Source organism: Corynebacterium sp. HMSC064H12 (assembly GCF_001809925.1).
Taxonomy (GTDB): Bacteria; Actinomycetota; Actinomycetes; order Mycobacteriales; family Mycobacteriaceae; genus Corynebacterium; species Corynebacterium jeikeium_D.
This window is the reverse complement of sequence record NZ_KV799335.1, coordinates 34,813-59,517: the sequence shown is the minus strand read 5'-3', so window position 1 is coordinate 59,517 and position 24,705 is coordinate 34,813. Positions and strand designations below refer to the sequence as shown.

General features: G+C 58.8%; 23 protein-coding genes. 16 read left to right on the top strand and 7 right to left on the bottom strand.

Features of this window, described 5'->3' with window-relative positions:
* Positions 1–22: 22 nt before the first annotated feature.
* Positions 23–466: a recombinase family protein gene (locus HMPREF2681_RS11220; protein WP_223845690.1), complete on the bottom strand. Its 444-nt coding sequence runs from the start codon at positions 464–466 to the stop codon at positions 23–25.
* 72 nt (positions 467–538) lie between these two features.
* Complete coding sequence (ychF, locus tag HMPREF2681_RS03585) at positions 539–1,618, bottom strand: redox-regulated ATPase YchF (RefSeq protein ID WP_049189393.1); 1,080 nt, start codon at positions 1,616–1,618, stop codon at positions 539–541.
* Positions 1,619–1,712: 94 nt separating this feature from the next.
* Between ychF and HMPREF2681_RS03580 the strand changes: the two genes are divergently transcribed.
* From HMPREF2681_RS03580 to HMPREF2681_RS03565, 4 genes are all read left to right on the top strand, one after another.
* Entirely contained in the window at positions 1,713–3,263 is a 1,551-nt protein-coding gene (locus HMPREF2681_RS03580) for an AI-2E family transporter (RefSeq protein WP_069359260.1), read from the top strand.
* 146 nt (positions 3,264–3,409) lie between these two features.
* Positions 3,410–4,498, top strand: a complete 1,089-nt coding sequence (locus HMPREF2681_RS03575; protein WP_042388835.1) for a DUF6542 domain-containing protein — start codon at positions 3,410–3,412, stop codon at positions 4,496–4,498.
* Between the two features lie 107 nt (positions 4,499–4,605).
* The gene (gene xseA / locus HMPREF2681_RS03570) at positions 4,606–5,841 is read left to right on the top strand and encodes an exodeoxyribonuclease VII large subunit (RefSeq protein WP_005510622.1); all 1,236 of its coding nucleotides are present in this window, start codon (positions 4,606–4,608) and stop codon (positions 5,839–5,841) included.
* Between the two features lie 61 nt (positions 5,842–5,902).
* On the top strand, positions 5,903–6,193 hold the full coding sequence (locus tag HMPREF2681_RS03565; protein ID WP_005510689.1) for an exodeoxyribonuclease VII small subunit: 291 nt from the start codon (positions 5,903–5,905) through the stop codon (positions 6,191–6,193).
* A gap of 118 nt (positions 6,194–6,311) precedes the next feature.
* On the opposite strand, the gene HMPREF2681_RS03560 is transcribed toward HMPREF2681_RS03565, so the two are convergent.
* Positions 6,312–6,941 (bottom strand): DUF4245 domain-containing protein, encoded by a 630-nt coding sequence (locus HMPREF2681_RS03560; RefSeq protein ID WP_005510716.1) that lies wholly within the window; start codon positions 6,939–6,941, stop codon positions 6,312–6,314.
* A 370-nt stretch (positions 6,942–7,311) separates the two neighbouring features.
* Here HMPREF2681_RS03560 and glpX point away from each other — a divergent pair, with 370 nt between their 5' ends.
* From glpX to HMPREF2681_RS03535, 5 genes are all read left to right on the top strand, one after another.
* The gene (gene glpX / locus HMPREF2681_RS03555) at positions 7,312–8,337 is read left to right on the top strand and encodes a class II fructose-bisphosphatase (protein ID WP_005510610.1); all 1,026 of its coding nucleotides are present in this window, start codon (positions 7,312–7,314) and stop codon (positions 8,335–8,337) included.
* 163 nt (positions 8,338–8,500) lie between these two features.
* Positions 8,501–9,901 (top strand): class II fumarate hydratase, encoded by a 1,401-nt coding sequence (locus tag HMPREF2681_RS03550; RefSeq protein WP_016423173.1) that lies wholly within the window; start codon positions 8,501–8,503, stop codon positions 9,899–9,901.
* 227 nt (positions 9,902–10,128) lie between these two features.
* Positions 10,129–11,424 (top strand): TIGR01777 family oxidoreductase, encoded by a 1,296-nt coding sequence (locus tag HMPREF2681_RS03545; protein ID WP_240593391.1) that lies wholly within the window; start codon positions 10,129–10,131, stop codon positions 11,422–11,424.
* Positions 11,425–11,616: 192 nt separating this feature from the next.
* Entirely contained in the window at positions 11,617–12,312 is a 696-nt protein-coding gene (locus tag HMPREF2681_RS03540) for a TetR/AcrR family transcriptional regulator (RefSeq protein WP_049172273.1), read from the top strand.
* Complete coding sequence (locus tag HMPREF2681_RS03535; RefSeq protein ID WP_049172271.1) at positions 12,302–13,900, top strand: MDR family MFS transporter; 1,599 nt, start codon at positions 12,302–12,304, stop codon at positions 13,898–13,900. Before HMPREF2681_RS03540 ends, HMPREF2681_RS03535 begins: the two co-directional genes overlap by 11 nt.
* A gap of 30 nt (positions 13,901–13,930) precedes the next feature.
* Here HMPREF2681_RS03535 and HMPREF2681_RS03530 read toward each other — a convergent pair whose 3' ends face one another.
* Both HMPREF2681_RS03530 and HMPREF2681_RS03525 read right to left on the bottom strand, forming a co-directional pair.
* Positions 13,931–14,563: a GNAT family N-acetyltransferase gene (locus tag HMPREF2681_RS03530; protein WP_016423177.1), complete on the bottom strand. Its 633-nt coding sequence runs from the start codon at positions 14,561–14,563 to the stop codon at positions 13,931–13,933.
* A gap of 64 nt (positions 14,564–14,627) precedes the next feature.
* The gene (locus HMPREF2681_RS03525) at positions 14,628–15,380 is read right to left on the bottom strand and encodes a type 2 periplasmic-binding domain-containing protein (protein WP_070546078.1); all 753 of its coding nucleotides are present in this window, start codon (positions 15,378–15,380) and stop codon (positions 14,628–14,630) included.
* A gap of 40 nt (positions 15,381–15,420) precedes the next feature.
* Here HMPREF2681_RS03525 and HMPREF2681_RS03520 point away from each other — a divergent pair, with 40 nt between their 5' ends.
* The 5 genes from HMPREF2681_RS03520 to metS all read left to right on the top strand — a co-directional run bounded on the left by HMPREF2681_RS03520 (position 15,421) and on the right by metS (position 20,525).
* Positions 15,421–15,813, top strand: a complete 393-nt coding sequence (locus tag HMPREF2681_RS03520; RefSeq protein WP_042389451.1) for a DUF5997 family protein — start codon at positions 15,421–15,423, stop codon at positions 15,811–15,813.
* A gap of 50 nt (positions 15,814–15,863) precedes the next feature.
* Positions 15,864–16,637 carry an alpha/beta fold hydrolase gene (locus HMPREF2681_RS03515; RefSeq protein WP_016423180.1) on the top strand — a complete coding sequence of 258 codons (774 nt, stop codon included), beginning with the start codon at positions 15,864–15,866 and terminating at the stop codon, positions 16,635–16,637.
* Between the two features lie 634 nt (positions 16,638–17,271).
* Complete coding sequence (locus tag HMPREF2681_RS03510) at positions 17,272–18,444, top strand: acyl-CoA dehydrogenase family protein (RefSeq protein ID WP_005510658.1); 1,173 nt, start codon at positions 17,272–17,274, stop codon at positions 18,442–18,444.
* A 297-nt stretch (positions 18,445–18,741) separates the two neighbouring features.
* Positions 18,742–20,352 (top strand): sodium-dependent transporter, encoded by a 1,611-nt coding sequence (locus HMPREF2681_RS03505; RefSeq protein ID WP_070546076.1) that lies wholly within the window; start codon positions 18,742–18,744, stop codon positions 20,350–20,352.
* A gap of 5 nt (positions 20,353–20,357) precedes the next feature.
* A complete protein-coding gene (metS, locus tag HMPREF2681_RS03500) occupies positions 20,358–20,525 on the top strand; it encodes a methionine/alanine import NSS transporter subunit MetS (protein WP_070546075.1) in 168 nt (55 codons plus the stop codon).
* Positions 20,526–20,567: 42 nt separating this feature from the next.
* On the opposite strand, the gene HMPREF2681_RS03495 is transcribed toward metS, so the two are convergent.
* Positions 20,568–21,326 carry an enoyl-CoA hydratase-related protein gene (locus tag HMPREF2681_RS03495; RefSeq protein ID WP_070546073.1) on the bottom strand — a complete coding sequence of 253 codons (759 nt, stop codon included), beginning with the start codon at positions 21,324–21,326 and terminating at the stop codon, positions 20,568–20,570.
* An 80-nt stretch (positions 21,327–21,406) separates the two neighbouring features.
* Here HMPREF2681_RS03495 and HMPREF2681_RS03490 point away from each other — a divergent pair, with 80 nt between their 5' ends.
* Positions 21,407–21,952 carry a GNAT family N-acetyltransferase gene (locus tag HMPREF2681_RS03490; RefSeq protein ID WP_070546071.1) on the top strand — a complete coding sequence of 182 codons (546 nt, stop codon included), beginning with the start codon at positions 21,407–21,409 and terminating at the stop codon, positions 21,950–21,952.
* Positions 21,953–22,110: 158 nt separating this feature from the next.
* Complete coding sequence (locus HMPREF2681_RS03485; RefSeq protein ID WP_246815947.1) at positions 22,111–23,328, top strand: HNH endonuclease signature motif containing protein; 1,218 nt, start codon at positions 22,111–22,113, stop codon at positions 23,326–23,328.
* Between the two features lie 71 nt (positions 23,329–23,399).
* Here HMPREF2681_RS03485 and glyA read toward each other — a convergent pair whose 3' ends face one another.
* Positions 23,400–24,701: a serine hydroxymethyltransferase gene (gene glyA, locus HMPREF2681_RS03480; RefSeq protein ID WP_070546069.1), complete on the bottom strand. Its 1,302-nt coding sequence runs from the start codon at positions 24,699–24,701 to the stop codon at positions 23,400–23,402.
* Positions 24,702–24,705: the final 4 nt, after the last annotated feature.

Sequence of the window (24,705 nt, the reverse complement as noted above, 5' to 3'; positions counted from 1 at the left end):
GGAACCTGAAATCAACATGGTTCTATCGTATCCAATTAATTTCGCAGGGTGCAATACGGTGAGAAAGAAGACAACCGCACCGCAACAGTGCAAGACCTCTCTGGATTGGAATTTGTCCTACCTTCGGGGCGTCATACAGACGCCACTGGCGTATTTTGTCTCTGGGCAACGAGGGGGAGTTACCCCCACCTCCGAATGTTTTTAAGGTGCACCCCTGATTACGCTGGGGTGCGGGAGTAATTCTGTCCGACCGATCGGACTGTCCAGCGAGGTCCCAGCAGATGATCGCGTCGATTTCGCCGCGTTCGAGGGATGCCACCATGGCGTCGTAGTTGGGGCGAGCCACATTCTTCTTTGACGCGGAAATGGACTGATCGACGTCGTTATGTCCTATGTCCAACGTGCAAGCCACGCTGCTTTGCAATGACTTCACAGTCCTGAGGCTGCAGGTCGATGGTGCGGCCATCCACGTCAGCGTCTCGTGAGATACGACGGCAAATAGGAGCGCGTGTTGTCAAACGCTATTAATAAGGCCTAGCTACACATTGAACTTAAATTCAACCACGTCGCCGTCGTGCATGATGTAGTCCTTGCCCTCCTGGCGGACCTTCCCCTTAGCCTTTGCCTCGGCAATCGAACCGGCCTCGACCAGATCACTGAAGGACACAATTTCAGCCTTAATGAAGCCACGCTCAAAGTCAGTGTGAATCACGCCGGCAGCCTGCGGGGCCGTAGCACCCTTCGGAATGGTCCAGGCGCGAGACTCCTTCGGGCCAGCGGTCAGGTAAGTCTGCAGACCAAGAGTGCGGAAACCAGCGCGAGCAAGCGAATGCAGACCCGGCTCGGTCTGGCCAATTTCAGCCAGGAGCTCATTGCGGGATTCCTCATCCAGCTCCAGAAGGTCCGACTCAGCCTTGGCGTCGAGGAACACACAGTCTGCCGGTTCCACAGCAGCGGCTAGATCCGCGCGGCGGTCCTCGTCGGCAAGCACTTCCTCGTCAGCATTGAAGACGTAGAGGAACGGCTTTGCGGTGAGCAAGTGCAGCTCGCGCAGAGCGGAGAGCTTCACATCATCGGAAGCAGCGAAGAGAGTGCGCCCCTCTTCCAGCACGGCCAGAGCCTGCTTGACGGCTTCAACCTCACCGACCTTTTCCTTATCCTTCTTGGCTTCCTTTTCCAGACGCGGCAGCGCCTTCTCAATAGTCTGGATATCAGCCAGGATGAGCTCGGTTTCAATCACACCGATGTCAGAGGCCGGGTCAACCTTGCCGTCGACATGCACGACATCATCATCATTGAAGACACGGACGACCTGACAGATAGCGTCAGCCTCGCGGATGTTGGCGAGGAACTTGTTACCTAGACCTTCGCCCTCCGATGCACCCTTGACGATGCCGGCGATGTCCACAAACGACACCGTAGCCGGAAGAATACGCTCGGAGCCGTAAATTTCGGCGAGCTTATTCAAACGGGGATCGGGAAGCTCCACAACGCCGACGTTCGGCTCGATGGTGGCGAACGGATAATTCGCAGCCAGCACATCGTTGCGTGTCAAGGCGTTAAACAGGGTTGACTTTCCGACATTGGGCAGACCGACGATTCCAAGTGTAAGACTCACATTGCTCATCTTACGGGCTCGGGGAGAAAGATTTGAACTCGCCCTAACTTCGTGAAGTTGCCCCCTATCCCCTCCGAACCCCCATAATGAATACGTGAGCAATAAACCCAATGAAGGCGAAGAGTGGACTGCGCAGTCCGAAAAAGACGCTATCGATCACGTAATGGGATCGGAGCCTCTGCGTATAGAACAGTCTCTGTCTATCCCCTCCGACGCCCATAAGTCAGCGGCAACGCAACCGGATCTGCCGGAAGATGCTGAAAACCTCGATGAGCTTATGAGCGAAAATGACTCCGAGTCCATCGACCGCGCCGACGTCATTGGCGAGGGCGCCCGATGGTTCGCAGGTTGGTGCCTGCGTTTCCTCATCACCGCAGCGGCGCTGTATGTCAGCGCTATGATTCTGGGAAAGATTTGGGCTGGCGTTCTGCCGATTCTGCTGGCTCTGATTGTCTCCACGGTGCTGGCTCCGCCCGCCGTGTTCCTGATGAAACACCGCTGGCCCCGCGCACTCTCCGCACTGACGGTCATCCTAGGCGCGCTGGCGCTGCTTGGCGGCGTCGTCGCGTTCCTCGCACCGACTGTGCAGTCGCAGTTCCCAGAATTGCGTCGCCAGTTCACCGACGGCATTCAAGAAGTCCAGAACATCATTCAGGCACCGCCATTTAACGTCAAGGATGAACAAATCCTCGACGCTCTGGACCAGGGTTCCCAATGGCTCCAGGAGCGCTCCGGCGATATCGCCAACACAGTCTTCCAAGGCATCTCGGTGGTCTCTTCGGTCGCCGTAACCTTGATGGCAATGCTGGTGCTGACGTTCTTCTTCATCAAGGACGGCCAGGACTTCCTGCCATGGCTCCGCCGCCTGACCGGACGTCGCCTCGGCTGGCATCTCACGGAGGTACTCACCCGCTCCTGGAACACGCTGTCGGGCTACATCCGCACGCAGGCTATCGTTTCGCTTATCGACGCGGTCTTCATCGGTGCCGGTCTTGCGATTTTGAATGTGCCGCTGGCAATGGTCCTGGCCGTGGTGACTTTCTTCGCTGGCTTCATTCCTATTGTCGGCGCGTTCACCGCCGGCTTCATTGCGGTGGTTGTCGCACTTGTTGCCAACGGCCTGACCACAGCAATCTTTGTCTTGCTCATCATCATTGCCGTCCAGCAGATTGAGGGCAACATCCTCTCGCCGATTCTGCAGTCCAAGGCTATGGACCTGCACGCCGCAATCGTCCTGCTGGTTGTCCTACTCGGTGGCGGTATCTTCGGCATCATCGGCGCCTTCCTGGCGGTGCCGGTCACTGCAGTCGTCGCGGTCTGGTTCCGCTACCTCGGCGACCTCACTGATTTGCGTACGGGCGACAAGACTGCAAAGGATATCGAGTTCGCCACGGACGCCGGATCAATCTCCGGCATTCAGATTGAAGCTGCCGGCCGTGCGATGCGCGACCGACTGGCTTCGTTCCGTCTGGGCAGTGATGACTCCGACAGCTCCGCGGAGAGCGCTGTGAAGGCAGATGCTCGCACCGCCGGTAAGGTTTCCCCCGATGCTGGTCCGACCAAGCAGGAAGAGGGAACGATGACCAAGGCCTTCCACAAGGTCACTGAAGTCGTCTCCGGGCCTTTCTCTAAGAAAAACAAGTAGGGCGAGATTCCAAGACACGGGCAGGCTCTTATACCGGGCTTGCCCGTTTTTATCACTAATAACCGGTAGGATACGCATTCGTGTCGAACAGATCAGCAATAACCCGTAAAGGCAGTGGGAACAAACCCCTGCTTCCACGCGTGCCAATGTTTGTGCCGCCGTTGCTGATGCTTCTGGCCGGAGTTTTTGGTTTGCTCTTTTCTGTTCCCAACGGTTCGCTTGGCAAGCCCTACTTCATTGCTTTTGCCGTGGCTGCTGTCGCCGGAACACTGTTGGTGGTTCCTCGCGGCCTGGTAGTTACCGTCGCTCAAATCCCCATTTTGTTCGCGCTTGTCACGTTTTTCACAGCGTGGTTTACCGGTTCTCTCGCCGATCCCGAAAATGGTGGCGCGACCGCGACGACCTCTAAACGCGCTCGCCTGGTGACCTCGGCATATCCCATCATCCAGCAGTTCCCGTGGCTGCTGATCTTGATGATCATCTGTGTCATCATCGCAGTATGGCGTTACCTCGAAATCACCCGCACCCAGGAGAAATCCCTCAACACCCAGCGCAAGGCCGCTAAACAGCGCCAGCATCGTGACGAAGCCGCTGTCGAATCCAGCTCTCAGGTGCGCCGTCGTCTCGCCGAATCTGATCGCCGCGTAGCTTCTCGCTCTCAGGAACGCCCTGCTTCACGACGTCCCGCTGCGGACATTATCCGAGATGCCGAAGCTCGCCGCCAGGCGCGCCAGCAGGCTGCACGCTCTCGGCAGGAGACTTCTCGTTCTGGTGCCCGACCGGCAGCGAGCGCCAGCTCGGCATCGCGCAACGCCGAGCAACTGCGTGAGCGACCAGTTGACCGCTCTGGGGAGCGCGCCCAGCAGCGCTCGAATTTCGCCCAGCGGGCCCAGCAGCCAACATCCCGTTGGCAGTCTCGCCCGCATCCGGGCCAGGCGCAGTTCACTCAGGATTCCACTTCGCCGAACTCGACTAGACAGCAGCCTCGTCGTCCGATTGAACGGCCAAACGCACCGCAGCGGCCAACGCAGGAGTTTCCCCGTCGTCAAGCGGCAGGAACGGCACGGATGTGGGGAGAACAGTCTTCGCCGGAGTCTCGGTCCGAAAAGCCTCAACAGAGTCCCGCACGCCCGGGGAGCAACCACCGTCGCACCGAGGAGTGGCCACCGCGACAGCAGCGCCCTCGCCAGGAACGCATAACCGGGCGCGATAGCAGGTCTCGTTACCGCAAGTAGCTCGGGCTTGCACTTTTACCGTCACAGTTGCCCACAGGCAGATTTAGCCTGTGGGCAACGTGCGTTTATTAGCAGGGCGATCCGCACCATCGTGTAAGTGTTGATGTATGTCGAAATTGGAAACGTCGGCCGAGAAACCGGTTCAGGTTCGACGCCTGAACCAGTTAGTCAAGGACTACATTGAGCGCCTTGGACAGATTTGGGTAGAGGGGGAAATCGCCCAGGTCAACTCCAAGCCGAGCTGGAAGCTCTCTTACATCACTCTGCGTGACACCTCCGCGGAGTTTTCGGTGTCGGTGACTTGTTCTACGGCGGCTCTGCGCAATAATCCGTTGCGCAACGGCGACCGCGTAGTGGTTTTGGGCAAGCCTGCGTTTTATGCCGGGCGGGGGCAGTTTTCCCTGTGGGCTACGGAGTGGAGGCCCGTGGGGTTGGGGCAACTATTGGCGCGGCTGGAACAGCTGCGCCAGGCGCTAGCGGCGGAAGGACTTTTTGATCCACGGCTGAAACGCCCTCTGCCCTACCTCCCCAACAAGATCGGGTTGATTACTGGTCGCGGTTCGGCGGCTGAACGCGATGTGCTTTCGGTCGCGGGTGCCCGCTGGCCCGAAGTGGATTTCCGGGTAATCAACACAATTGTGCAGGGCGCCAAGGCTGTTCCGGAGATTATTGAGGCGCTTGCACAGCTCGACGCCGATCCGGAGGTTGATGTCATCATCGTCGCCCGTGGCGGTGGCAGTGTCGAAGATTTGCTGCCTTTTTCAGATGAGGCTCTGATTCGTGCGGTGAGTAAGGCGACAACACCGATGGTTTCTGCAATCGGGCACGAGCCGGATACTCCGCTGTTGGATTACGTCGCTGATTTACGTGCTGCCACACCGACGGATGCAGCAAAGAAAACAGTGCCCGATGCTGCTGAGGAACGACGCCTAATTGCACAGCTTCGTGAGCGCTCCTCGGCATCCCTGCGGCGATGGGTTGACCGTGAAGTAGCTACTCTGAGGGATTTAACGTCGCGGCCGGTACTGCGCGATCCGCTCACTCCCATCCGCGTGCGTGAAGAGTTTGTCACGGCGCAAGTGGATCGGCTGCGTTTTCTCATCCACCGCAGTCTGGAACGCGAGGAGGCAGTGGTATCGGGATTGCGCGGCAAGGTTTCAGCACTTGGCCCCTCTGCCACACTCGCTCGCGGCTATGCCATCGTGCAGGCACAATCGGCTACTCAGCCGGAACCACAGATTGTGACCTCTATTGCAGATGCTCCGATGGGTTCCCAACTGCGAATTCGCGTCAGTGACGGCTCCATCTCTGCAGCGACGCTAGCTACGAAGCCGGCGAATTAGTAAGCAATGACTTTTCCAACCTTGAAGCTTTAACTACTAAATGTGAAGGACGTATTCGCTAATGAATGACAATGTTTTCGGCGCGGGTCAGGCTCCCTCTTCGGAGGAACAGGTACCGGTGGAGAACCTGAGCTACGAGCAGGCTCGAGATGCGCTGGTCGAGACCGTCAAGCTCCTAGAACTCGGACAGATGAGCCTGGATGAATCCCTGGCGCTGTGGGAGCGAGGCGAGGCGCTGGCCCGCCGCTGCGAGGAGCATTTGGCTGGCGCCCGGGCAAAGGTTGAAGCCGCCTTGGCCAGCAAGAATCAGGATGTCTCGGCTTCTGCCGAGAATGTGGGCGATGAGGACTAAAAAGAGACGAGAAACGATCGTCGGTTCATATCGTTTCTCGTCTCTTCGCTGATAGCTGAGTTCAGCTATTTTATGGCTCTAGTCGGGATTACCACTCCAGGTGAGTGCTCAACTCGGCCTACTTTGCTGGTGCCGACGGCATCTCGGACGCAGTCGGCTGCGGCTGTGACGAATCCGGCATTGTCGCGTCCGGATCGATTGGCTCGGCCTTCTGCATAGCCGCCGCCAACTGTGTGAACTCCTCGTCGTTGGCAGTGCCCTCGATAATTGCGCGGGAGTCACCGAGGTCCCCAACCCATACGCGACGCACGTTGTCCTCAGCCGGCTCATACTTAGTCCAGGTTGTACCTTCCACGTCAGTAGTACCGTCCCGGAGACGGTTCTTACCATCATCCGGCAGCTGACCTGCTTCCGCATCTGTTTGCGTGACCTGAATGAATGCTCCGCTAGCGGTGACATAGCCAATAATGGTCGTCTGCTTCCCCGCCGCCATACCCGCGCGGGTCGAGTTTGAAGTCCAGCCCTCAGGCACCTTCGGCAGGCGAACTGGATAGTCCACGCGCCGAGCCTCCACGTTCACGAATGGGGCAGCATCGACTTCGTGCACCGGACCGTTTTCCGGCTTCCCGGGGTTAAAACTGCACAGGCCGGTAAAGCCAATGGTGACAGCCACCGCAAGAAACATCACCACGAGGGTGAGAATCATGTCTCGACTGTCCTGCAAAATCCTAGGTTTCTCATTCGCCACGCGCTCAAGTATGCCAAAGGCCCCGCAACGAACCTAGTCATCAGTCGTACCCGCACAGCTGCAGCTAGCAATACTTGATGACGGACGCTGTCGACGTCGTCAAGCGAACTGACGCCGGAACAAACTTTTGATAACCGCGTGATGTGGGGGTTTAGCCCTGAAACTCCCCCCACTTTGGCGCTGCGTCCACCCCCGAACACCAAAAAGGTGGAACACTAGTAACAGATGCAAAGGCGCTAAAACCGATGCGCCAAACATCAATCAATAGAAATTGTTGCAGCGCTAAACCCCAGTTTCCTGGCGTGGCGTCTCCCAGCACATTCTCAAACCTCAAAAGAGTTCTAAAAAACCACGGAAGGGCCAGAAGTCAATGAACGCCTCGAATCCTGAAGCACCAGATCGCAACCTTGCGATGGAGCTCGTCCGAGTTACTGAGTCCGCTGCACTGGCAGCTGGTCAGTGGGTCGGTCGTGGTCAGAAGGAAAAGGGCGACGGCGCTGCCGTCGATGCCATGCGTCAGCTCATCAACACCGTGGCTATGAACGGTGTCGTTGTTATTGGCGAGGGCGAAAAGGACGAAGCCCCGATGCTGTTCAACGGCGAAAAGGTCGGCAACGGCCAAGGTCCGGCCGTTGACATCGCGGTTGACCCGATTGACGGCACGACTCTGATGGCAGAGGGCCGCCCGAACTCTATCGCTGTTCTTGCTGCTGCAGACCGCGGCTCCATGTACGACCCGTCGGCTGTGTTCTACATGGATAAGATTGCTGTTGGCCCGGAGGCTGCCGGCAAGATTGACATCGAGGCTCCAGTTGAGCACAACATCAAGGTCGTTGCTAAGGCCAAGGGGCTGCGTCCGGAAGATGTCACTGTTGTCGTGCTGGATCGCCCGCGCCACGCTGACATGATTCGTGACATCCGCGAAGCTGGCGCCAAGGTTCGACTGATTGGCGATGGTGACGTTGCTGGCGCTGTTGCCGCAGCTCAGAACACGAACTCGGTCGATATCATGATGGGCGTCGGCGGCACCCCAGAAGGTGTCATCACCGCATGCGCCATGAAGTGTATGGGCGGCGAGATCCAGGGCAAACTGCACCCGCGCGATGAGGCTGAAATTAAGAAGGCTCTCGACGCTGGGCACGATCTTTCTCGTGTTCTGACCACCGATGACCTGGTCGCATCCGACAACTGCTACTTCGTTGCCACTGGTGTCACCAACGGCGACATGCTGCGCGGTGTCGCTTACCGCGGTAACGGCGCGTGGACCCGCTCGCTGGTTATGCGCTCCAAGTCCGGCACCATCCGCCGCATCGAGGCTTTCCACTCCCTGGAGAAGCTGCGCAAGTACGCCAGCATCGACTACGGCAAGGGCGAGATGCCTGACATCGATCTGTAAGTAACTACCCCTTTAGTGGTGCCCTCAGGGCACCACTTTTTTAACAAACTGATTCATACTTGAAGATGAATGCGCTAACGGTTCTGCATCGCATGAAAATTGCATGCGCAATGAGGGGCCGTTCTGCGCGCACTCAAGTTCCCCTAACTGAAAGAGGCAACGAATGACAGAGCAGCAGTTCCGCATCGAGCACGACACCATGGGCGAGGTTAAGGTTCCGGTTAACGCCCTGTGGCGCGCACAGACTCAGCGTGCAGTTGAGAACTTCCCGATTTCCGGCCGTCCGCTGGAGTCTGCACAGATTCGCGCTATGGGTCTGCTGAAGGCAGCTTGCGCCATCGTCAACAAGGAGCGCGGCCTGCTGTCTGCTGAGCAGGCAGATGCCATCGTCGCCGCTGCCAAGGAAATTGCCGAAGGCAAGCACGATGCTGAGTTCCCGATTGACGTCTTCCAGACCGGTTCGGGCACTTCTTCCAACATGAACACCAACGAAGTCATTGCGTCCATCGCAAAGGCCAACGGCGTTGAGGTTCACCCGAATGACCACGTCAACATGGGTCAGTCTTCCAACGACACCTTCCCGACTGCCACTCACGTCGCAGCAACCGAGGCAGCTGTCAAGGACCTCGTCCCGGGACTGAAGGTTCTGCAGGAGTCCCTGGCTAAGAAGGCCAAGGAATGGGAGACCGTTGTTAAGTCCGGCCGCACTCACCTGATGGACGCTGTCCCGGTGACCCTGGGTCAGGAGTTCTCCGGTTACGCCCGCCAGATTGAGGCTGGCATTGAGCGCATCGAGGCCACCCTGCCGCGTCTGGGCGAGCTGCCAATCGGTGGTACCGCTGTTGGCACCGGCCTGAACACCCCGGCGGACTTCGGTGCCAAGGTCACCGCTGAGCTCGTCGAACTGACCGGCATCAAGGAGCTGCGCGAGGCTCAGAACCACTTCGAGGCTCAGGCTAACCGCGATGCCCTGGTCGAATTCTCCGGCGCTATGCGCACCGTCGCAGTCTCCCTGAACAAGATCGCTAACGACATTCGCTGGATGGGCTCCGGCCCGCTGACCGGCCTTGCTGAGATTCACCTGCCGGATCTGCAGCCGGGTTCCTCCATCATGCCGGGTAAGGTCAACCCGGTTCTGTGCGAGACTGCCACCCAGGTCGCAGCGCAGGTTCTGGGCAACGACACCGCTGTTGAGTTTGCTGGCGCTAACGGCGCATTCGAGCTGAACGTCTTCATCCCGGTCATGGCACGTAACGTGCTGGAGTCCGCTAAGCTGCTGGCGAACACCGCACGCGTCTTCGCCGAGAAGCTGGTGGACGGCATCGAGCCGAACGTTGAGCGTATGAAGACTCTGGCTGAGTCCTCCCCGTCGATTGTGACCCCGCTGAACTCCGCCATCGGCTACGAGAACGCAGCTAAGGTCGCTAAGACTGCTCTGAAGGAAGGTAAGACCATCCGTCAGACTGTTATCGACATGGGCTTCGTCGACGGCGAGAAGCTGACCGAGGAAGAGCTGGACAAGCGCCTCGACGTGCTGGCAATGGCCAACACTGATCGTGACTAGTTCTTTCTGAACTCGAAGGTGTGAGAGCACCTTACGCATAAGACCCCGTAGTCTCACTTCGCTGAAAGACTTCGGGGTCTACTATTTTTCCTTAACGTCGGACAAGTTTCAGAGAGTGACTAACTATTCCCACCTATCGCCACACCATCGCATTTCCTCGCCGTTGCGTCGCCGAGTGGTTCTCCCGCCCAGGCGCTGTCACCCGCCTAACACCGGGGCTTCTCCCGATGTCACCGAAATCCGAATCCGCCAACCTCGCCGACGGCACGACCGTATTCTCCATGCCGGCTGGCCTCAAATGGATTGCACGTCACGACCCGGCCGGTTTCCTCCCCGGCCAGAGATTCATTGACGAAGTCACCAGCGAGCCCTTTCGCCGCATCACGGGGTGGAAGCACACCCACGTTCTCTCCGATACTCCGCTTGACGACGGCAGCGCTGGCACGGTTTTAGAGGACACCGTTGACACCAAGGTTCCGGTACCCGGGTTGGATTCGATGTTCGCCTACCGTGCTACGAAGGTTGCTGGCGACCTTGCGGCCGTCGATAGGCTTTCGGAGTATTTGGGGCATGTGCCGGAGCCGCTGACAGTGGCGATCAGTGGAGCTACGGGGACCGTCGGAACGCAGCTGCGCGCGCTACTGACCACGGCCGGACATGAGGTGATTTTGCTGGTGCGCTCACGTGAACAGACGGGTGTGGACAAGCGATATTGGGATACTGCGGCACCCGCAGCTGACTTGCTGGAGGGAGTCGACGCGGTCATCCATCTGGCCGGCGCACCGATTGCGGGGCGCTTCACGGAGGCGCATCTTCGAAAGGTTCGCCATTCCCGTGTCGAACCAACGCGAGCTCTGGCAAAGCTCGTTGCATCTACTGACAGCGTGAAGGTCGCGGTTGGAGCGTCGGCGGTGGGGTTCTACGGTGCGGATCGTGGCCCAGAGGTGCTCACCGAGGACGCTGGCCCTGGCGCGGAAGCGCAGCGTTACGACGGCAGCGCCGCCGCGGACAGTCTCTCGGCTATCGTGCGCGATTGGGAAAATGCATGGGATCCCGCTCGCGATGCAGGCAAGCGGGTCGTAAACGTCCGTACTGGTCTCGTGCTTGCTGGTGGCGGCGGACTCTTGCCGCTACTAGCGGGCGTGGTGTTCACCGGACTTGGAGGAAGATTGGGGTCGGGCGAGCAGTGGTTCCCGTGGATTGCTTTGGACGACCTGTTGGACATCTATCACCGGTCGTTGGCAGATTCCGCACTTGCCGGACCTGTCAATGCGGTGGTGCCACTGGCTTCCGGAGTGAATAATGCGGAGTTCACGAGGGTATTGGGAGAGGTCTTGCACCGCCCGACGGCGGTTCCGATTCCTTCACTGGGGCCTGCAGTACTGCTGGGCAAACGCGGTGCTGCGGAGTTGGCTCTCGCGAATCAGAGAGTAGAGGCAGCAGCGCTGCAAAAGGCGGGGCACAGGTTCCGCTTCACTTCGCTTAACGACGCCCTGCGCCACGAGCTATTGAAGGAGACGTAGCCTTCCACCGTGCCTACACAAAACACGAAGGTTGTGTAATTGAATGGCGCGTTGCGACTATCAACAACCCGACCCCTGCGCCTGAGTCCACGGCATCCTGAACAACCCAAAGATGCTCTCTGCATAGGTACTCAAACACCTGTTGACTCATCAACTTGCCATCACATTGCACTCGGTGTAACTTTGCACCTCGTGCAAATTGATGAGAATACCTATCACAGATTGGACCCGGGCCAACACCCCGAGTGCGGTCTCCGGGAGCTCAAAAGGTTTCAAACACACTGCGCTTTGGCCGATGCCGCGACCGCCCTTGTATTGGATCGCGGATACGACCAAGTCAACATCGAAGACATCTGTCAGCGGGTCAATATCAGTCGACGCACATTCTTCAATTACTTCGACTCCAAGGATCAAGCCATCTTCGGCAACGGCATCATGTCATTCGATGCTGACGATGAAGAGGTATTCCTCGCCCAAATTCACCAAGACCCCATCGCGGACATGCTCGATTTCATCGAGAAAAAGCAGCAATCCCAGCTACTCCGATATAAAGAGCTGGGGGCAACCGAAGAGTTTCACCGTCTGCTCAAGGAGCGTATCCGCGAGATTTTGCGCAATGAGCCAAAGCTATCGACGGTTGTCATTTCGAATTTTGGCAACTCAATGCGCCGCGTCCGTTCTGCCTTTGAGCGCTATTTCGAGATGAATCCACAGTCGCGCACGCACCCCGAGCTGCCCGTCGGGCACGAGGTAGCACTGTCGGTCGGTTTCGTCCGCGAATGCGTGCTGTACTCATCGGCTCATCGGGACGAATTCACAACAGATACACCGCTTCACGACGCCGCCGACGTCGTTAAAAATTTCTGGAGGAGGAATAGTGACAGCTAGCAACACCACTGCTCAAGATCAAACCGACACCACGGTTTCTGACAACAAGTCCCACTTGGGAATCATTTTCTTCGCGCTCATTCTCACTATGCTGATGAGCTCGCTGGGGCAGATGATTTTCGCCACCGCCCTGCCGACCATCGTCGGCGAGCTCGGCGGAGTTGACCACATGTCGTGGGTTATTTCTGCATTCCTGTTGGCACAGACTGTGGCAATGCCGATTGTCGGCAAGCTCGGTGACATGATTGGGCGCAAGGGCCTGTTCATGATGGGCATCGCGCTGTTCATGGTCGGTTCCGTCATGGGTGCAATCACCAACTCCATGAGCCTGCTCATCGCCGCCCGCGCTTTTCAGGGATTTGCTGGCGGTACATTGATGGTTTCCTCACAGGCCATCCTGGCCGAGGTTATTCCCGCACGCCAGCGCGGTAAGTACATGGGCATCATGGGTGCTGTGTTCGGTCTGAGTTCCGTGCTGGGACCAGTGCTGGGAGGCTGGTTCACCGACGGCCCGGGCTGGCGCTGGGGCCTGTGGATCAACGTCCCGATGGGCGTGGTTGCACTATCGGCAGCTGCGGCCTTCCTGAAGCTGCCCCGACGCCAGAGTGAAGGAAACTTCGACTACATCGGCACGATGTTCTTGACTGCCGCTGCCTCGACGCTAATTCTCACCACCACGTGGGGCGGTACACAGTACGACTGGAACTCCGGGGTCATCATCTCGCTTATCGTTGCCTCTGTCGTTTCCTGGGTGCTGTTCTTCCTCACCGAGACTCGCGTTTCCAACCCACTGATTCCGACGCACTTGTTTAATAACCGGAACTTCGTGCTCACGACTGTGTCGGGTCTCATTCTGGGTATCGCGATGTTCGGCACTATGGCCTATATTCCGACCTACCTGCAGATGGTGCACTCAATGTCACCGACCGCTGCAGGTTTGATGATGACGCCGATGATGGTCGGCATGCTGCTCACCTCAATTGGCGTTGGCCAGATTATTTCGCGGACTGGTAAGTATCGCTTCTACCCCTTCGTCGGCCTGATGATTATGGCTGTCTCCCTCTACTTGCTGTCCACGCTGGAGACCACCACCCCGCTGTGGCAGGTTGGTGTGTACCTGTTCATCATGGGCTTCGGCCTGGGCACCGGCATGCAGGTTCTGGTTCTCATCGTGCAGAACTCCTTCCCGGTCGCCATGGTCGGTACCGCTACCGCTGCGAATAACTTCTTCCGCCAGATTGGTGGTGCGGTCGGTTCCTCCATTGTGGGTTCGATTTTCATCCACCGCATGAAGGACCTGGCAGGCGAACGCGTTCCGGCTGCTGTCGAACAAATCAAGGCCGCATCACCGGAGGCTGCAGCAGAGTTCGCAAAGCAGATGGGCCCGGAGGGCTTTTCCTCTAAGTCGATCGGTTCACTGACGCCGCACGTACTAGATAGCATGCCGGCGCCAATCCATGAAGCGCTGATCTCCAGCTACAACGATGGTTTGACGCCGATCTTCTTGGTACTAATGCCAGTGATTATTCTGGCAGCAATCATTGTGTTCTTTGTTCGCGAGGATCCGTTGAAGGAAACCGTCGAATAATTAATTCGCGGGAGCCGCGGCTCCCGGCAGCTATGCCCCCACCTGGCCGTCGGCGCGGTCGAGCTTGTCCAGAATCGGACGGTTCGGCTCACCGGCGGCTTCTGCTTCTTCCTGGACGCGCTTCAGTGCGCGCTCCTCTGGCTTTTCCAGGAGCTTTTCCAAAATAATGACATCGCGCCACTGCCCCGCCATTGGGCCGTAGGTCATCTTTGCCATGTGGTGGTAAATCCCCACTTCACGGAAGCCGAGCTTTCGATGCAGCTTTAACGATCCCACATTCTCCGGGAAGACCCACGAGTGAATCGACCAGCAGTCGAGCTCCGTGGCATCGTCGATAAGCTTCTGCAGCAGCGTCGCCGCCAGCCCCATGCCCTGCCCGTCAGGATGGACGTAGATGGAGTCTTCGATGACGCCATTGAAAATCGGGCGCTTGGATACCGGCGCTGCCGATGCCCAAGCCAGAATCTTGTCCGGGTTTTCTGCGTCGACGGCGACGTAACACAAATCCACTCGTTTGAGTGCGATGAATTCGTCCCACTCGGGAGCGGAGTGCTCCCAGGACGCGTGCCCCGTATCCAGGCCAATCTCGTAGATCTCTTGGATCTGTGGATAGTCCTCTTCACGCATCATTCGAATCGTGAAATCGCGCTTCTTTTCAGCCATAACTACAAGTGTGGCTAATTTTTCCGCGCACGTCGAACGAAACGGCAAAAATATTGTAAAAAGATTACTTTCGCCTGCGCGGTCGCCCGTTTCCGCCGCTGCTTCGACGTCCACCACGACCACTGCGCGCATGCTTTACGACGGTCCCAGCGCGCTGCCGGCGGGCTTGCTTAGCAAGCGTCTTTTCTCGGGCCGACAACTTCTTCGGCTGCTCGTCAGCCTTCTTGCGCCCCAACTGCGTGCGTGTCGAGCCCTCCCTGCGCCCCTGGACAATGCCGACGAACTCCTGCCGGAGCTCGTCGTCCTCTACTTTCGGCCACACCAACCAAATAGCTGTCCGGGACAGCGGATCTGTGGCACCTTCCTCGGCCACCAAGTTCGATGAGGCCACCGCCTTCTTCGATAGCGCCTTCAAAATCGTGCGAGGTCCCACCACGACACCTGCACCAGTGGCCGCAACGGGCAGCATCTGTCGCAGCTCATCCGCATCCACGGAGGTCAGCAGCACAGTTTCGTCCGCCAACAGCTCCTCCGGCACGGACTCTGTGAGGGAGAACACGTGCTCTTTCTCGAAGGCCACGCCCCAGGCTTCGTCGTAAAGCCGGATGCGATGGAGCGACTCGGGCAGCGAGCTTTCGGACTCTAACCGAACCAGCGCCATGTCAGCGGCACCGCCGACCAGGTCGGACATCGGATCGTCGGCGGCGTGGGTGTGCAGTGTTGCCGGAATTCGATCCCTAAAGCGGCGAAACCACTTCTCGGGACTGGTGCCGGTAGCGAACACGATGCGCAGGACGGCGGGTTCAGGAGTCGACATACTCCGCAAGGTTACTCGAATGGGTGCTAGCGTTGAACCCATGAAACCCTTAACCGCAGCCAAGAAACTTGGCATTTTCCTCCCGGCCACACCCGAGGAATTTCGCACTGGTGAGATTTCGCACGCGCAGTTTGCCGAACTGCAATCCAATCCGCCGGAATGGCTCGCTGAGCTACGCCGCAACGGACCGCACCCGCGTCCAGAAGTTGCCCGCAAGCTGGGCATCACTATCACGGCGTTGAAGAAGAACGACATGGACAAGCCGCTGACAACGGCGGAGATTAAGGATTTGCTCGAGCAGATGCCGGAGTGGCTGGAGGCCGCTCGTGAGTCCATGGCGAAGCAGCGCGTGGAAGCCGCTGAGGCAGAGGCCAAGAAGGACGACGGCCCTGGTCGGGCTGCCGCTGAAGCTGCTCGCAACGCCGAGAATTAGCAGACACAGCTGGCACAGCTGACACAGCCAACACCTTCAAGGAGGATCTCGTGGCCATCGACTACACCGCACATGCAATCAACCACAAGGACAACGGTACGGTTGTCCTGATTGGCTCGCTGGGCACCACACAGGAGATGTGGGAGCCCCAGGTAGCCGCTTTGAGCGAAAAGTACCAGGTCATCACGCCAGATGTCCGCGGCCATGGCGATTCCCCTATCCCCGAGGGTGAGTGGGACATGAGCCACTTGGCCGCCGACATCATCGAGGTCCTCGATGAGGAGGATGTTGACCGTGCACATTTTGTGGGACTATCTCTCGGCGGCGCTATCGCCCAGACCATCGCACTAGAACACGCCGATCGCGTGGTCAGTCTGACACTGTCGTCGACGGCGCCGAAATTCGGCACACCCGAGGCCTGGCAGGAAAAGGCCCAGCTCGTGCGTGACAAGGGCACAGGCGCGCTCGCGGACACTGTCGTCCGCAACTGGTTTACCGACGAGTGCTTCGACACTACCCCTGAGCTCCCCGCCCGCTTCCGCGACATGATCGCAGATTGCCCCGATGACGGCTACATCGGCGCCTGCGGAGCACTCTCTCGCTTCGACACCCGCGAGCGCCTCGCCGAGATCACCGCTCCGACGCTGGTCATCGCCGGTAAGCAGGACACCTCTACGTCTCTCGACGTCGTCACTTCGCTTCACGACGGCATCGCGGGCTCGACCATGGTCGTCATTTCGCCGGCCAAGCACCTGCTCAACCAGGAAACCCCGGAGTACTACAACTCGGCCCTGCTGGCGCACATTGATGGGATTGCCGACTAGCGCCTAATCGCAGCAATAAAAAATAAAAATAACGCGACCTGCTCGCTGTCCATTCCACGGGGACGGCGCACAGGTCGCGTCATTTTTTCGAGTGCAATTGGAGGTTGCTATGACTGCAGTGGAAGAAGCTCGGATAATCAAGGGAACCGGTCTCCACCTGATGCTCATACTAACTACCACCAGCACTAATGGGAATAAGAAAACGAGAATGTTTCGTTAATCACCCCCATGATGACCATCCAAAACGCCTACCCTATCGACCCCAAAGCCCCAGGGTCCCGCCTGTCAGATATGACAAAAATAGCCATTCACCTGGCTTTGTAGGTTAGCATTACCTAACATTGCCGACTGTCGGGGATAGTCTGGATTCAATAGCAACCCCCAACCGCAACGGGGGTAGTTTTCCGGGAAGGCTGGGCGCAATATCCGTCGTCAAGCGATTTCACGTCATCAATCGGGAAAAAACTTTTAAAAAAACAAGTGTCTCTCATCACACTCATGCATAATGGGGTACAACAGTCATAGCCACTATGACGATGAACCGAGGCCATCGCGTTTATCTGCAGCGTTTATCTGCGACGTACGAAAAGGCCTTAAGACAAAAATTCCACGACAATATTTCTAGGAGCATGTCATGAAGGACTTTCTGCCCCGTACTCACTTCGAAGAAGAGCACAACATGTTCCGCGACATGGTTCGCGGCTTCGTCGAGAAGGAAATCACCCCGAACGTAGAGCGCTGGCACAAGGAAGGTCAGCCGGACCGCGAGATTTTCAAGAAGGCCGGTGAGCTGGGCCTGATTGGTATGTCCACTCCGGAGGCATACGGCGGCGGCGGAGAGATGGACTTCCGCTACAACCAGGTCCTGAACGAGGAGCTCTCCAACGCTGACTGTGGTTCCATCGTCGTTTCCTTCGGCGTTCTCAACGACCTGGTCGCTCCATACCTGGCCAAGTTCGGTAACGAAGAGCAGAAGCAGAAGTACCTGGCTTCCATGAACGCCGGCGACACCATCGGCTGCCTCGCTATGACCGAGCCGGGCGCCGGTTCTGACCTGGCAGGTATGCGCACCTTCGCCAAGAAGGACGGCGACCACTACGTCCTCAACGGCACCAAGATCTTCATCTCCAACGGCATGATGGCCGACTTCGCTCTCGTCGCAGCTATCACCGACCCATCCAAGGGCCGCGCTGGCGTCTCCATGTTCATCGTCGACGCTGACCTCGAGGGCTTCACCAAGGCTGGCCCGCTGCAGAAGGTCGGCCTGAAGGCTCAGGACACCGCTGAGCTCAACTTCGATAACGTCCGCGTTCCGGCTGAGAACCTGCTCGGCGAAGAGGGCGCTGCCTTCGGCTACCTGCGCACCAACCTCGCTCACGAGCGCCTGACCCTGGCTTGCGGCTCTGTCGCAACTTCCCGCCGCGCCTGGACCCTGGCTTACAAGTACGCCCAGGAGCGCGAGGCATTCGGTCGCCCGATCATCCAGCACCAGGTCCACGGCCACTACCTGGCTGACATCGCCACCCGCGTCACCGCCCTGCAGGCTTTCGTTGACCAGGCCGTTATGGCCCACAACGCTGGTCAGCTGGACGAGACCGGTGCTTCCATGGCCAAGTACTGGACCACCGAGGAGCAGCAGGACATCGTTACCCGCTGCCTGCAGATGTTCGGTGGCTACGGCTTCATGCTCGAGTACCCAATCTCCACTCACTACCTCGACTCCAAGGTCCAGACCATTTACGGTGGCACCAACGAGATCATGAAGGAGATCATCTTCCGTCGTATCGCCAAGGGCGGCGCAGAGTAAACAGCGCACGTCGGCCTAGCCGATTCGCCCCCAAACCCCGTCAGGTCTTCCTGGCGGGGTTTTTGCATACCTCAAAGTAGGTGGCTGGCGATTATTTACGAGGCTTGATTAGAGCTCCCTTCCCCCGTGCCACACCCCTCACCAAAAAACATTACCCCCTACAAAACCGAAACTATACAATGAGACACCCATCTCATATACTAAGATTCTGTTAGGTAATGGTGATGCACTTCACCAAATTCCCTCCTAGGCCGCGCGAGCGCGTGACCGGAGATGAAGGATTGGAGTTCCAGAGGTATGAGCACAACCAACTCGACCGCTACCCCTCAGCGAAGGGAGGTGTTTTCCACCCGAGCAGCCTTCATTTTCGCCGCTATCGGCTCGGCAGTCGGGCTTGGAAACATCTGGCGTTTCCCCTATGTCGCGTATGACTCCGGCGGTGGCGCTTTCCTTATCCCCTACCTGGTCGCACTTCTGACCGCAGGTATCCCACTGCTCTTCCTCGACTTCGCCATCGGACACCGCTTCCGCGGGTCCGCACCGAAGTCGATGCGTCGCATCAAGCCCTGGGCTGAGCCAATTGGCTGGATTCAGGTCGGTATCGCCTTCTTCATTACCGTCTACTACGCCGTTATTATCGCGTGGTCCTTCATCTACGCCTGGAAGTCCATCCGCAAGAGCTGGGGCCCAGATGCCGAGACCCACTTCATGAAGGACTTCCTCCAAGTAGACACCGAGAGCGTCTTCTCTCTGGACTTCGTCCCCTCGATTTCCATCGTCCTGCTCATTGTCTGGGTACTCGTCATCGGCATTCTGGCCGCTGGTGTGGACAAGGGCATCGGCAAGGTCTCGATTATCTTCATCCCACTGTTGACCGTCCTCTTCGTCGCAGTGGTCATCTACTCCCTGACGCTCGACGGCGCTGCAAAGGGCCTGGATGCATTCTTCACCCCAGACTGGTCCGCACTGACTGACTCCAGCGTATGGATTGCCGCCTACGGCCAGATCTTCTTCTCCCTGTCCGTGGCCTTCGGCATTATGCTGACCTACGCCTCCTACCTGAAGCCACGCACGAACCTCACCGGCTCCGGCCTGGTCACCGCGTTCGCAAACTCCTCCTTCGAGGTTCTCGCCGGTATCGGTGTCTTCGCCACCCTGGGCTTCATGGCAGCGCAGTCGGGTGAGGCCGTTGACGAGGTCGCAACCTCCGGTATTGGTCTTGCCTTCATCGCATTCCCGACGGTCATCTCTGAGATGCCCAAGGTCATCGGTTCGGTCTTCGGGCTGCTGTTCTTCCTCTCCCTGGCAATCGCCGGTGTGACCTCCCTGATGTCGCTGCTCGAGGTCGTTGTCTCCGCAGTAAAGGACAAGCTGAACCTCGGCCGCGTCCAGGCCACCCTCACCGTCGGTGGCGCCATGGCCGTCATCTCGCTGCTGGCCTTCCCGACCACCTCAGGTCTGGTAACCCTCGACATTGTCGATAAGTTCACCAACAACGTCGGTATCGTCCTGGTTGCACTGCTGACCATCATCGCAATCGACTGGATCCTGCGCCGCACCAACGAGTTCGCCATGCACCTCAACGCCGTCTCTTCGTTCAAGGTCGGCACCATGTGGCAGATCTTCGTCGGAAACATCACGCCGGTCATTCTCGCCGTCATCCTGTTCCAGGAGCTCATTGGACTTTTCCAGGAAAACTACGAAGGCTACTCCGACACCCAAATCGACATCTTTGGCTGGGGTGTCATCGGCGTGATTCTCATCGGCGCTCTGATTATGGCCATCCTGCCTTGGCGCGGCCAACACCGTCTCGATGGCCCTCCGGGCTCGGACTTCGGTGTGACGCCAGATTTCAAGCGGTCCTCACACCTGCCACGCAAGCACACTCCGGAAACCGAGGAGGTTTAAGCCAAATGTCCGGTATCGCAATTGTCATGATGGCACTGTTCATCATCGTCATCTGGGGCGGTCTGGCGGTCTCGCTGGTCAACCTATCCAAGCACCCTGACGAGGTTTCCGGTGAGCTGGGAGATCACCCAGAGCTCACCAGTGAAGTACTAGGAGCACAGGAAGAGCAGTAGTTCTTCACTACTATCTCTCCCCTGCCACTCCAGGTATCTGCCTTACTCACCTACGAAATGCGGTGGTCGCTTCTCCAAGAACGCGGCCACCGCTTCCTTATGGTCGGCCGAGACCGCCAAACGAGCCTGCGCGTCCGCCTCCGCCGCAGCTGCAGCCAAGGTATCCCGGCGCAGCAGAGCCTTAATCTCCTTCAGCGCGGCCGTCGGCCCCGCCGCAAACTGGGCAGCCAACTCGCGTGCCCGAGTCGCTGGATTATCCACCACTTCAGTGACCAGGCCGAGGCTCAGGGCTTCGTCGGCAAGCACCTTCTTATCGAAGAGCAACAGCTCACGCGCCTTCGCGTCACTGACCATGCGCGGCAGCAGCGCCGACATGCCACAGTCCGTGGCCAGGCCAATCGACGGGAACGCCGCCTTGAACGACGCCTTCGGGCCAGCGATACGGAAATCACAGTGCAGCGCCAGCGACCAACCGGCACCCGCCGCAGCACCTTCGATGGCGGCAATAACCGGAACGTTAATCGCGGTCAGCTCCGCGACCATCGGGTTGTACTCCTCGACAACCTTGCCCATGCCGGCGCCCGACTGCAGGTCAGAGATGTGCTCCTTCAAATCCTGGCCCGTACAAAACGCCTTCGGCCCGCCGAGCAGGATAACAGCGCGCACGTCCGGCTCTTGCGCACGCTCAAAAGCGGCTTTTAGCTCCAAGCGGAGATTCTTATCCAGGGAGTTGTATGCATCCGGGCGGTCGATGGTGATGGCTAGAATGCCGTCGGAAAATTCTTGAGTAACGTTGCTCATAACCTCGCAGGTTATCGCAATCTCCCCCGCCTCGGACGCACTTTTGCACCAAATCACCCGCCGCGAGTAACAAGGGACACATGACGTTTCCACGCCCCGCCACGCCTGACGATGTCCACGAGATCGTCGACCTCATCAAAGACCTGGCGGCCTACGAAAAAGAACCCGATGCCGTCCGACTGACCCCCGAGCGCCTGCGCGAACAGCTCTTCAGGGACAATCCCGCGATTTTCTGCCACGTCGTCGACTCCACATCCGGAAATTTGGACGACGGCGCCGGTGGCGGTGATGGTGGCGATGGCGTTGGTGGCGGTGTTGAAGGCAGCCCGCGCCTCGACGGCATTGCCCTGTGGTTCCTCAACTACTCCACCTGGGAAGGCACCCACGGCATCTACCTCGAAGACCTCTACGTCCGCCCCGAGGCACGCGGCACGGGCAAGGGCAAAGCACTGCTGCAGAACCTCGCGCGAATTGCCGTGGAGCGAGGCTACTCACGTGTCGAGTGGTGCGTCCTGAAGTGGAATCAACCCTCCATCGATTTCTACCGCTCCCTCGGCGCCTTCCCCATGGACGAATGGGACACCTTCCGCCTCACCGGACAGCCGCTCGCTGACTTCGGGGCGTAACAGACGGCAGCGCGTGGTGCGGCGGTACGGCGGTGCAGCTGCGGTGCGTTTGCGCGGTGAAAAGTCCGGATGTGGATAACTGCTAAACCGGCTGACTTATCCACAGCCTGCCCTCGTAGGCGTTGTCCCCCTACATCCGGACTTTTACCTTCAAAGGCATGACAGTTCTTGGGACGCTCGCCGCACTGGCCTCGCGCGGAATGGACACGCTAGCGGAACTCCACGCCGCGCGTCCCGACGGCCACGACGCCACCTCCCACTTGGCGGCAACCCTCGGCCTTGACCCGGCGCGCCTCCGGCTTTTGCTACGCGTCGCCGCCCACTATCTCCAACCCGCTGACACCGAGGAAAACACCAAAGCCCGCGAAGACGCCACCGCCCTTGCGCGCCAGCTCGGCCTCAGCCTGGACACCTGCGTGCTTATCGACAAGCGCAGCCGCCAAGCCAACAACGCCGAACTCCACGACAACCTCCGCCTCACATTCGTCGCTGCCGCCGAACGCCTCGGCTTCGAAGAACTCGATCTCTACATGCGGGAAACTCTCACCGAGCTCAACACCGAAGACGAGCCACCCCAGCACCTACGCGCCCGATTTTCCCGGAAGGTAGACATCCGGGGAATGAAGCACTTCCATATCTCCGGCCCCTCGGATATGCTCGACAATCTCCTGTCGCCGCTTACCATCCGTGCCGCAGAAATCCGGAAGTCCCATCCGGAGTTTTCCCACGACCGCTGCGTCGGCCAAGCGCTTGCCGAGCGCCTCGAGCATGCCGATGCCGCAACGCCCGTCGACAAGCTCGATGAAATGCGCTACCAACCCGCCATCATCATCACCGCACAAGACCTCATCGACTACAGCCCGCGATTCGCCGCCACCACCAACGGCTCTGCGCTCGCCCCCGACGTCTTCCTCAACGCCCTACTCGCCGACACCGGGTGGGCCGTGCTTTACGACGAACACAGCGCCATTACGGACTTATTTCCCATCGGCAACCCCCGCCTGGCGACTGAAGAGCAGCGCATCGCGATGCTCATCGACAACCCCATCTGCGCCTGGCCCGGCTGTGAACGCCCCGCCTATAGCGGACAAGCGCACCACCTAGTCGCCCACAAACACGGCGGCACAACCACGCTGGACAACCTCACCATGGTCTGCCGCGAACACAACGGGCTTAACGACGACGACCGGGAAGGACGCAACGGCCACCTCGAACGCATCCCCACATCCGGACATATTCGATGGCGCCCACCTGACAAGACTCGGCCGCCGCTGTTTAGCAACTCATTCGTGACATCAATGTCCGGGAGGTCCTACGCCGGATACCGGGCAGGCACGACGAAACAGCTCGGGCCGGAGCCACCACCTCCGGACTAAAACCCGGATGTACGGGAAAACCCGTCCTAGCGCACTGCTAGAACGGGTACTTGCGCTGCAAAAACGCAGAATTAGATGAGGTTCCAGTCCTCGATGCCGTCGTAAAGCGGGAATTCCTGAGCAATCTTCGAAACACGAGCACGCAGGGAGTCAACATCCGCATTCTTGCCGGCGGCGAGAGCAGTACCGATGACATCGGCGACCTCGGTGAAGGCCTTCTCGTCGAGACCACGGGTGGCCAGCGCCGGAGTACCGATACGAAGTCCGGATGTAACCATCGGAGGACGCGGGTCAAACGGAACAGCATTGCGGTTGACGGTAATGCCAACAGCGTGGAGCAGATCCTCGGCCTCCTGGCCGTTCATCTCAGAATTGCGCAGATCCGCCAGAACCAGGTGGACATCGGTGCCGCCAGTGAGAACATCGACGCCAGCCTCGGCGCAGTCGGCAGCGGTGAGACGCTCAGCCAGAATGCGGGCACCAGCCAGAGTGCGCTCCTGGCGCTCCTTGAACTCCTCGGTACCAGCAATCTTCAGCGCCACGGCCTTGCCGGCGATGGCGTGCATCAGCGGACCACCCTGCTGCCCCGGGAAAACAGCCGAGTTCAGCTTCTTGGCGTACTCCTGCTTAGCCAAAATCATGCCCGAACGAGGACCACCGAGGGTCTTGTGAACGGTAGTCGACACAACGTCAGAATGCGGAACCGGCGACGGGTGCAGACCGGCGGCAACCAGGCCTGCGAAGTGCGCCATGTCCGTCCACAGCTTCGCACCGACCTCATCGGCGATGGAACGGAAAGCTTCGAAGTCGAGGTGACGCGGGTACGCCGACCAACCTGCGATGAGAACATCCGGCTTTTCTGCGAGCGCCTGCTCACGCACCTTGTCCATATCGATCCGCATGGTGTCCTTGTCCACACCGTATGCGGCGACGTGGTAGAGCTTGCCGGAGAAGTTAAGCTTCATGCCGTGGGTCAGGTGACCGCCGTGTGCCAGGTCGAGGCCCATAATCTTGTCACCGGCGTTGATCAGCGCATGCAGAACGGCAGCGTTTGCCTGCGCACCTGCGTGTGGCTGAACGTTGGCGAACTCAGCGCCGAAGAGCTCCTTGGCGCGGTTGCGTGCCATGTCCTCGACGACGTCGACGTATTCGCAGCCGCCGTAGTAACGACGGCCCGGGTAGCCTTCGGCGTACTTGTTGGTCAGAACCGAGCCCTGAGCTTGCAGCACTGCACGTGGAACAAAGTTCTCACTAGCAATCATTTCGAGCATGTCACGCTGACGAGAGAGCTCCCCTGCCATTGCCTCTGCGAGGTCGGGATCGAGTTCACGCAGCGATTGGTAGCGGACATCGTTATTGTTAGACCCGGTCATGAGT

What these genes read in the sequence shown, in the direction of transcription:
- HMPREF2681_RS11220 (WP_223845690.1), bottom strand. Translation starts at nt 466, where the DNA reads ATGGCCGCACCATCGACCTGCAGCCTCAGGACTGTGAAGTCATTGCAA.
- HMPREF2681_RS03575 (WP_042388835.1), top strand. Translation starts at nt 3,410, where the DNA reads ATGTTTGTGCCGCCGTTGCTGATGCTTCTGGCCGGAGTTTTTGGTTTG.
- xseA (WP_005510622.1), top strand. Translation starts at nt 4,606, where the DNA reads ATGTCGAAATTGGAAACGTCGGCCGAGAAACCGGTTCAGGTTCGACGC.
- HMPREF2681_RS03565 (WP_005510689.1), top strand. Translation starts at nt 5,903, where the DNA reads ATGAATGACAATGTTTTCGGCGCGGGTCAGGCTCCCTCTTCGGAGGAA.
- glpX (WP_005510610.1), top strand. Translation starts at nt 7,312, where the DNA reads ATGAACGCCTCGAATCCTGAAGCACCAGATCGCAACCTTGCGATGGAG.
- HMPREF2681_RS03550 (WP_016423173.1), top strand. Translation starts at nt 8,501, where the DNA reads ATGACAGAGCAGCAGTTCCGCATCGAGCACGACACCATGGGCGAGGTT.
- HMPREF2681_RS03545 (WP_240593391.1), top strand. Translation starts at nt 10,129, where the DNA reads ATGTCACCGAAATCCGAATCCGCCAACCTCGCCGACGGCACGACCGTA.
- HMPREF2681_RS03530 (WP_016423177.1), bottom strand. Translation starts at nt 14,563, where the DNA reads ATGGCTGAAAAGAAGCGCGATTTCACGATTCGAATGATGCGTGAAGAG.
- HMPREF2681_RS03525 (WP_070546078.1), bottom strand. Translation starts at nt 15,380, where the DNA reads ATGTCGACTCCTGAACCCGCCGTCCTGCGCATCGTGTTCGCTACCGGC.
- HMPREF2681_RS03520 (WP_042389451.1), top strand. Translation starts at nt 15,421, where the DNA reads ATGAAACCCTTAACCGCAGCCAAGAAACTTGGCATTTTCCTCCCGGCC.
- HMPREF2681_RS03510 (WP_005510658.1), top strand. Translation starts at nt 17,272, where the DNA reads ATGAAGGACTTTCTGCCCCGTACTCACTTCGAAGAAGAGCACAACATG.
- HMPREF2681_RS03505 (WP_070546076.1), top strand. Translation starts at nt 18,742, where the DNA reads ATGAGCACAACCAACTCGACCGCTACCCCTCAGCGAAGGGAGGTGTTT.
- metS (WP_070546075.1), top strand. Translation starts at nt 20,358, where the DNA reads ATGTCCGGTATCGCAATTGTCATGATGGCACTGTTCATCATCGTCATC.
- HMPREF2681_RS03495 (WP_070546073.1), bottom strand. Translation starts at nt 21,326, where the DNA reads ATGAGCAACGTTACTCAAGAATTTTCCGACGGCATTCTAGCCATCACC.
- HMPREF2681_RS03490 (WP_070546071.1), top strand. Translation starts at nt 21,407, where the DNA reads ATGACGTTTCCACGCCCCGCCACGCCTGACGATGTCCACGAGATCGTC.
- HMPREF2681_RS03485 (WP_246815947.1), top strand. Translation starts at nt 22,111, where the DNA reads ATGACAGTTCTTGGGACGCTCGCCGCACTGGCCTCGCGCGGAATGGAC.
- glyA (WP_070546069.1), bottom strand. Translation starts at nt 24,701, where the DNA reads ATGACCGGGTCTAACAATAACGATGTCCGCTACCAATCGCTGCGTGAA.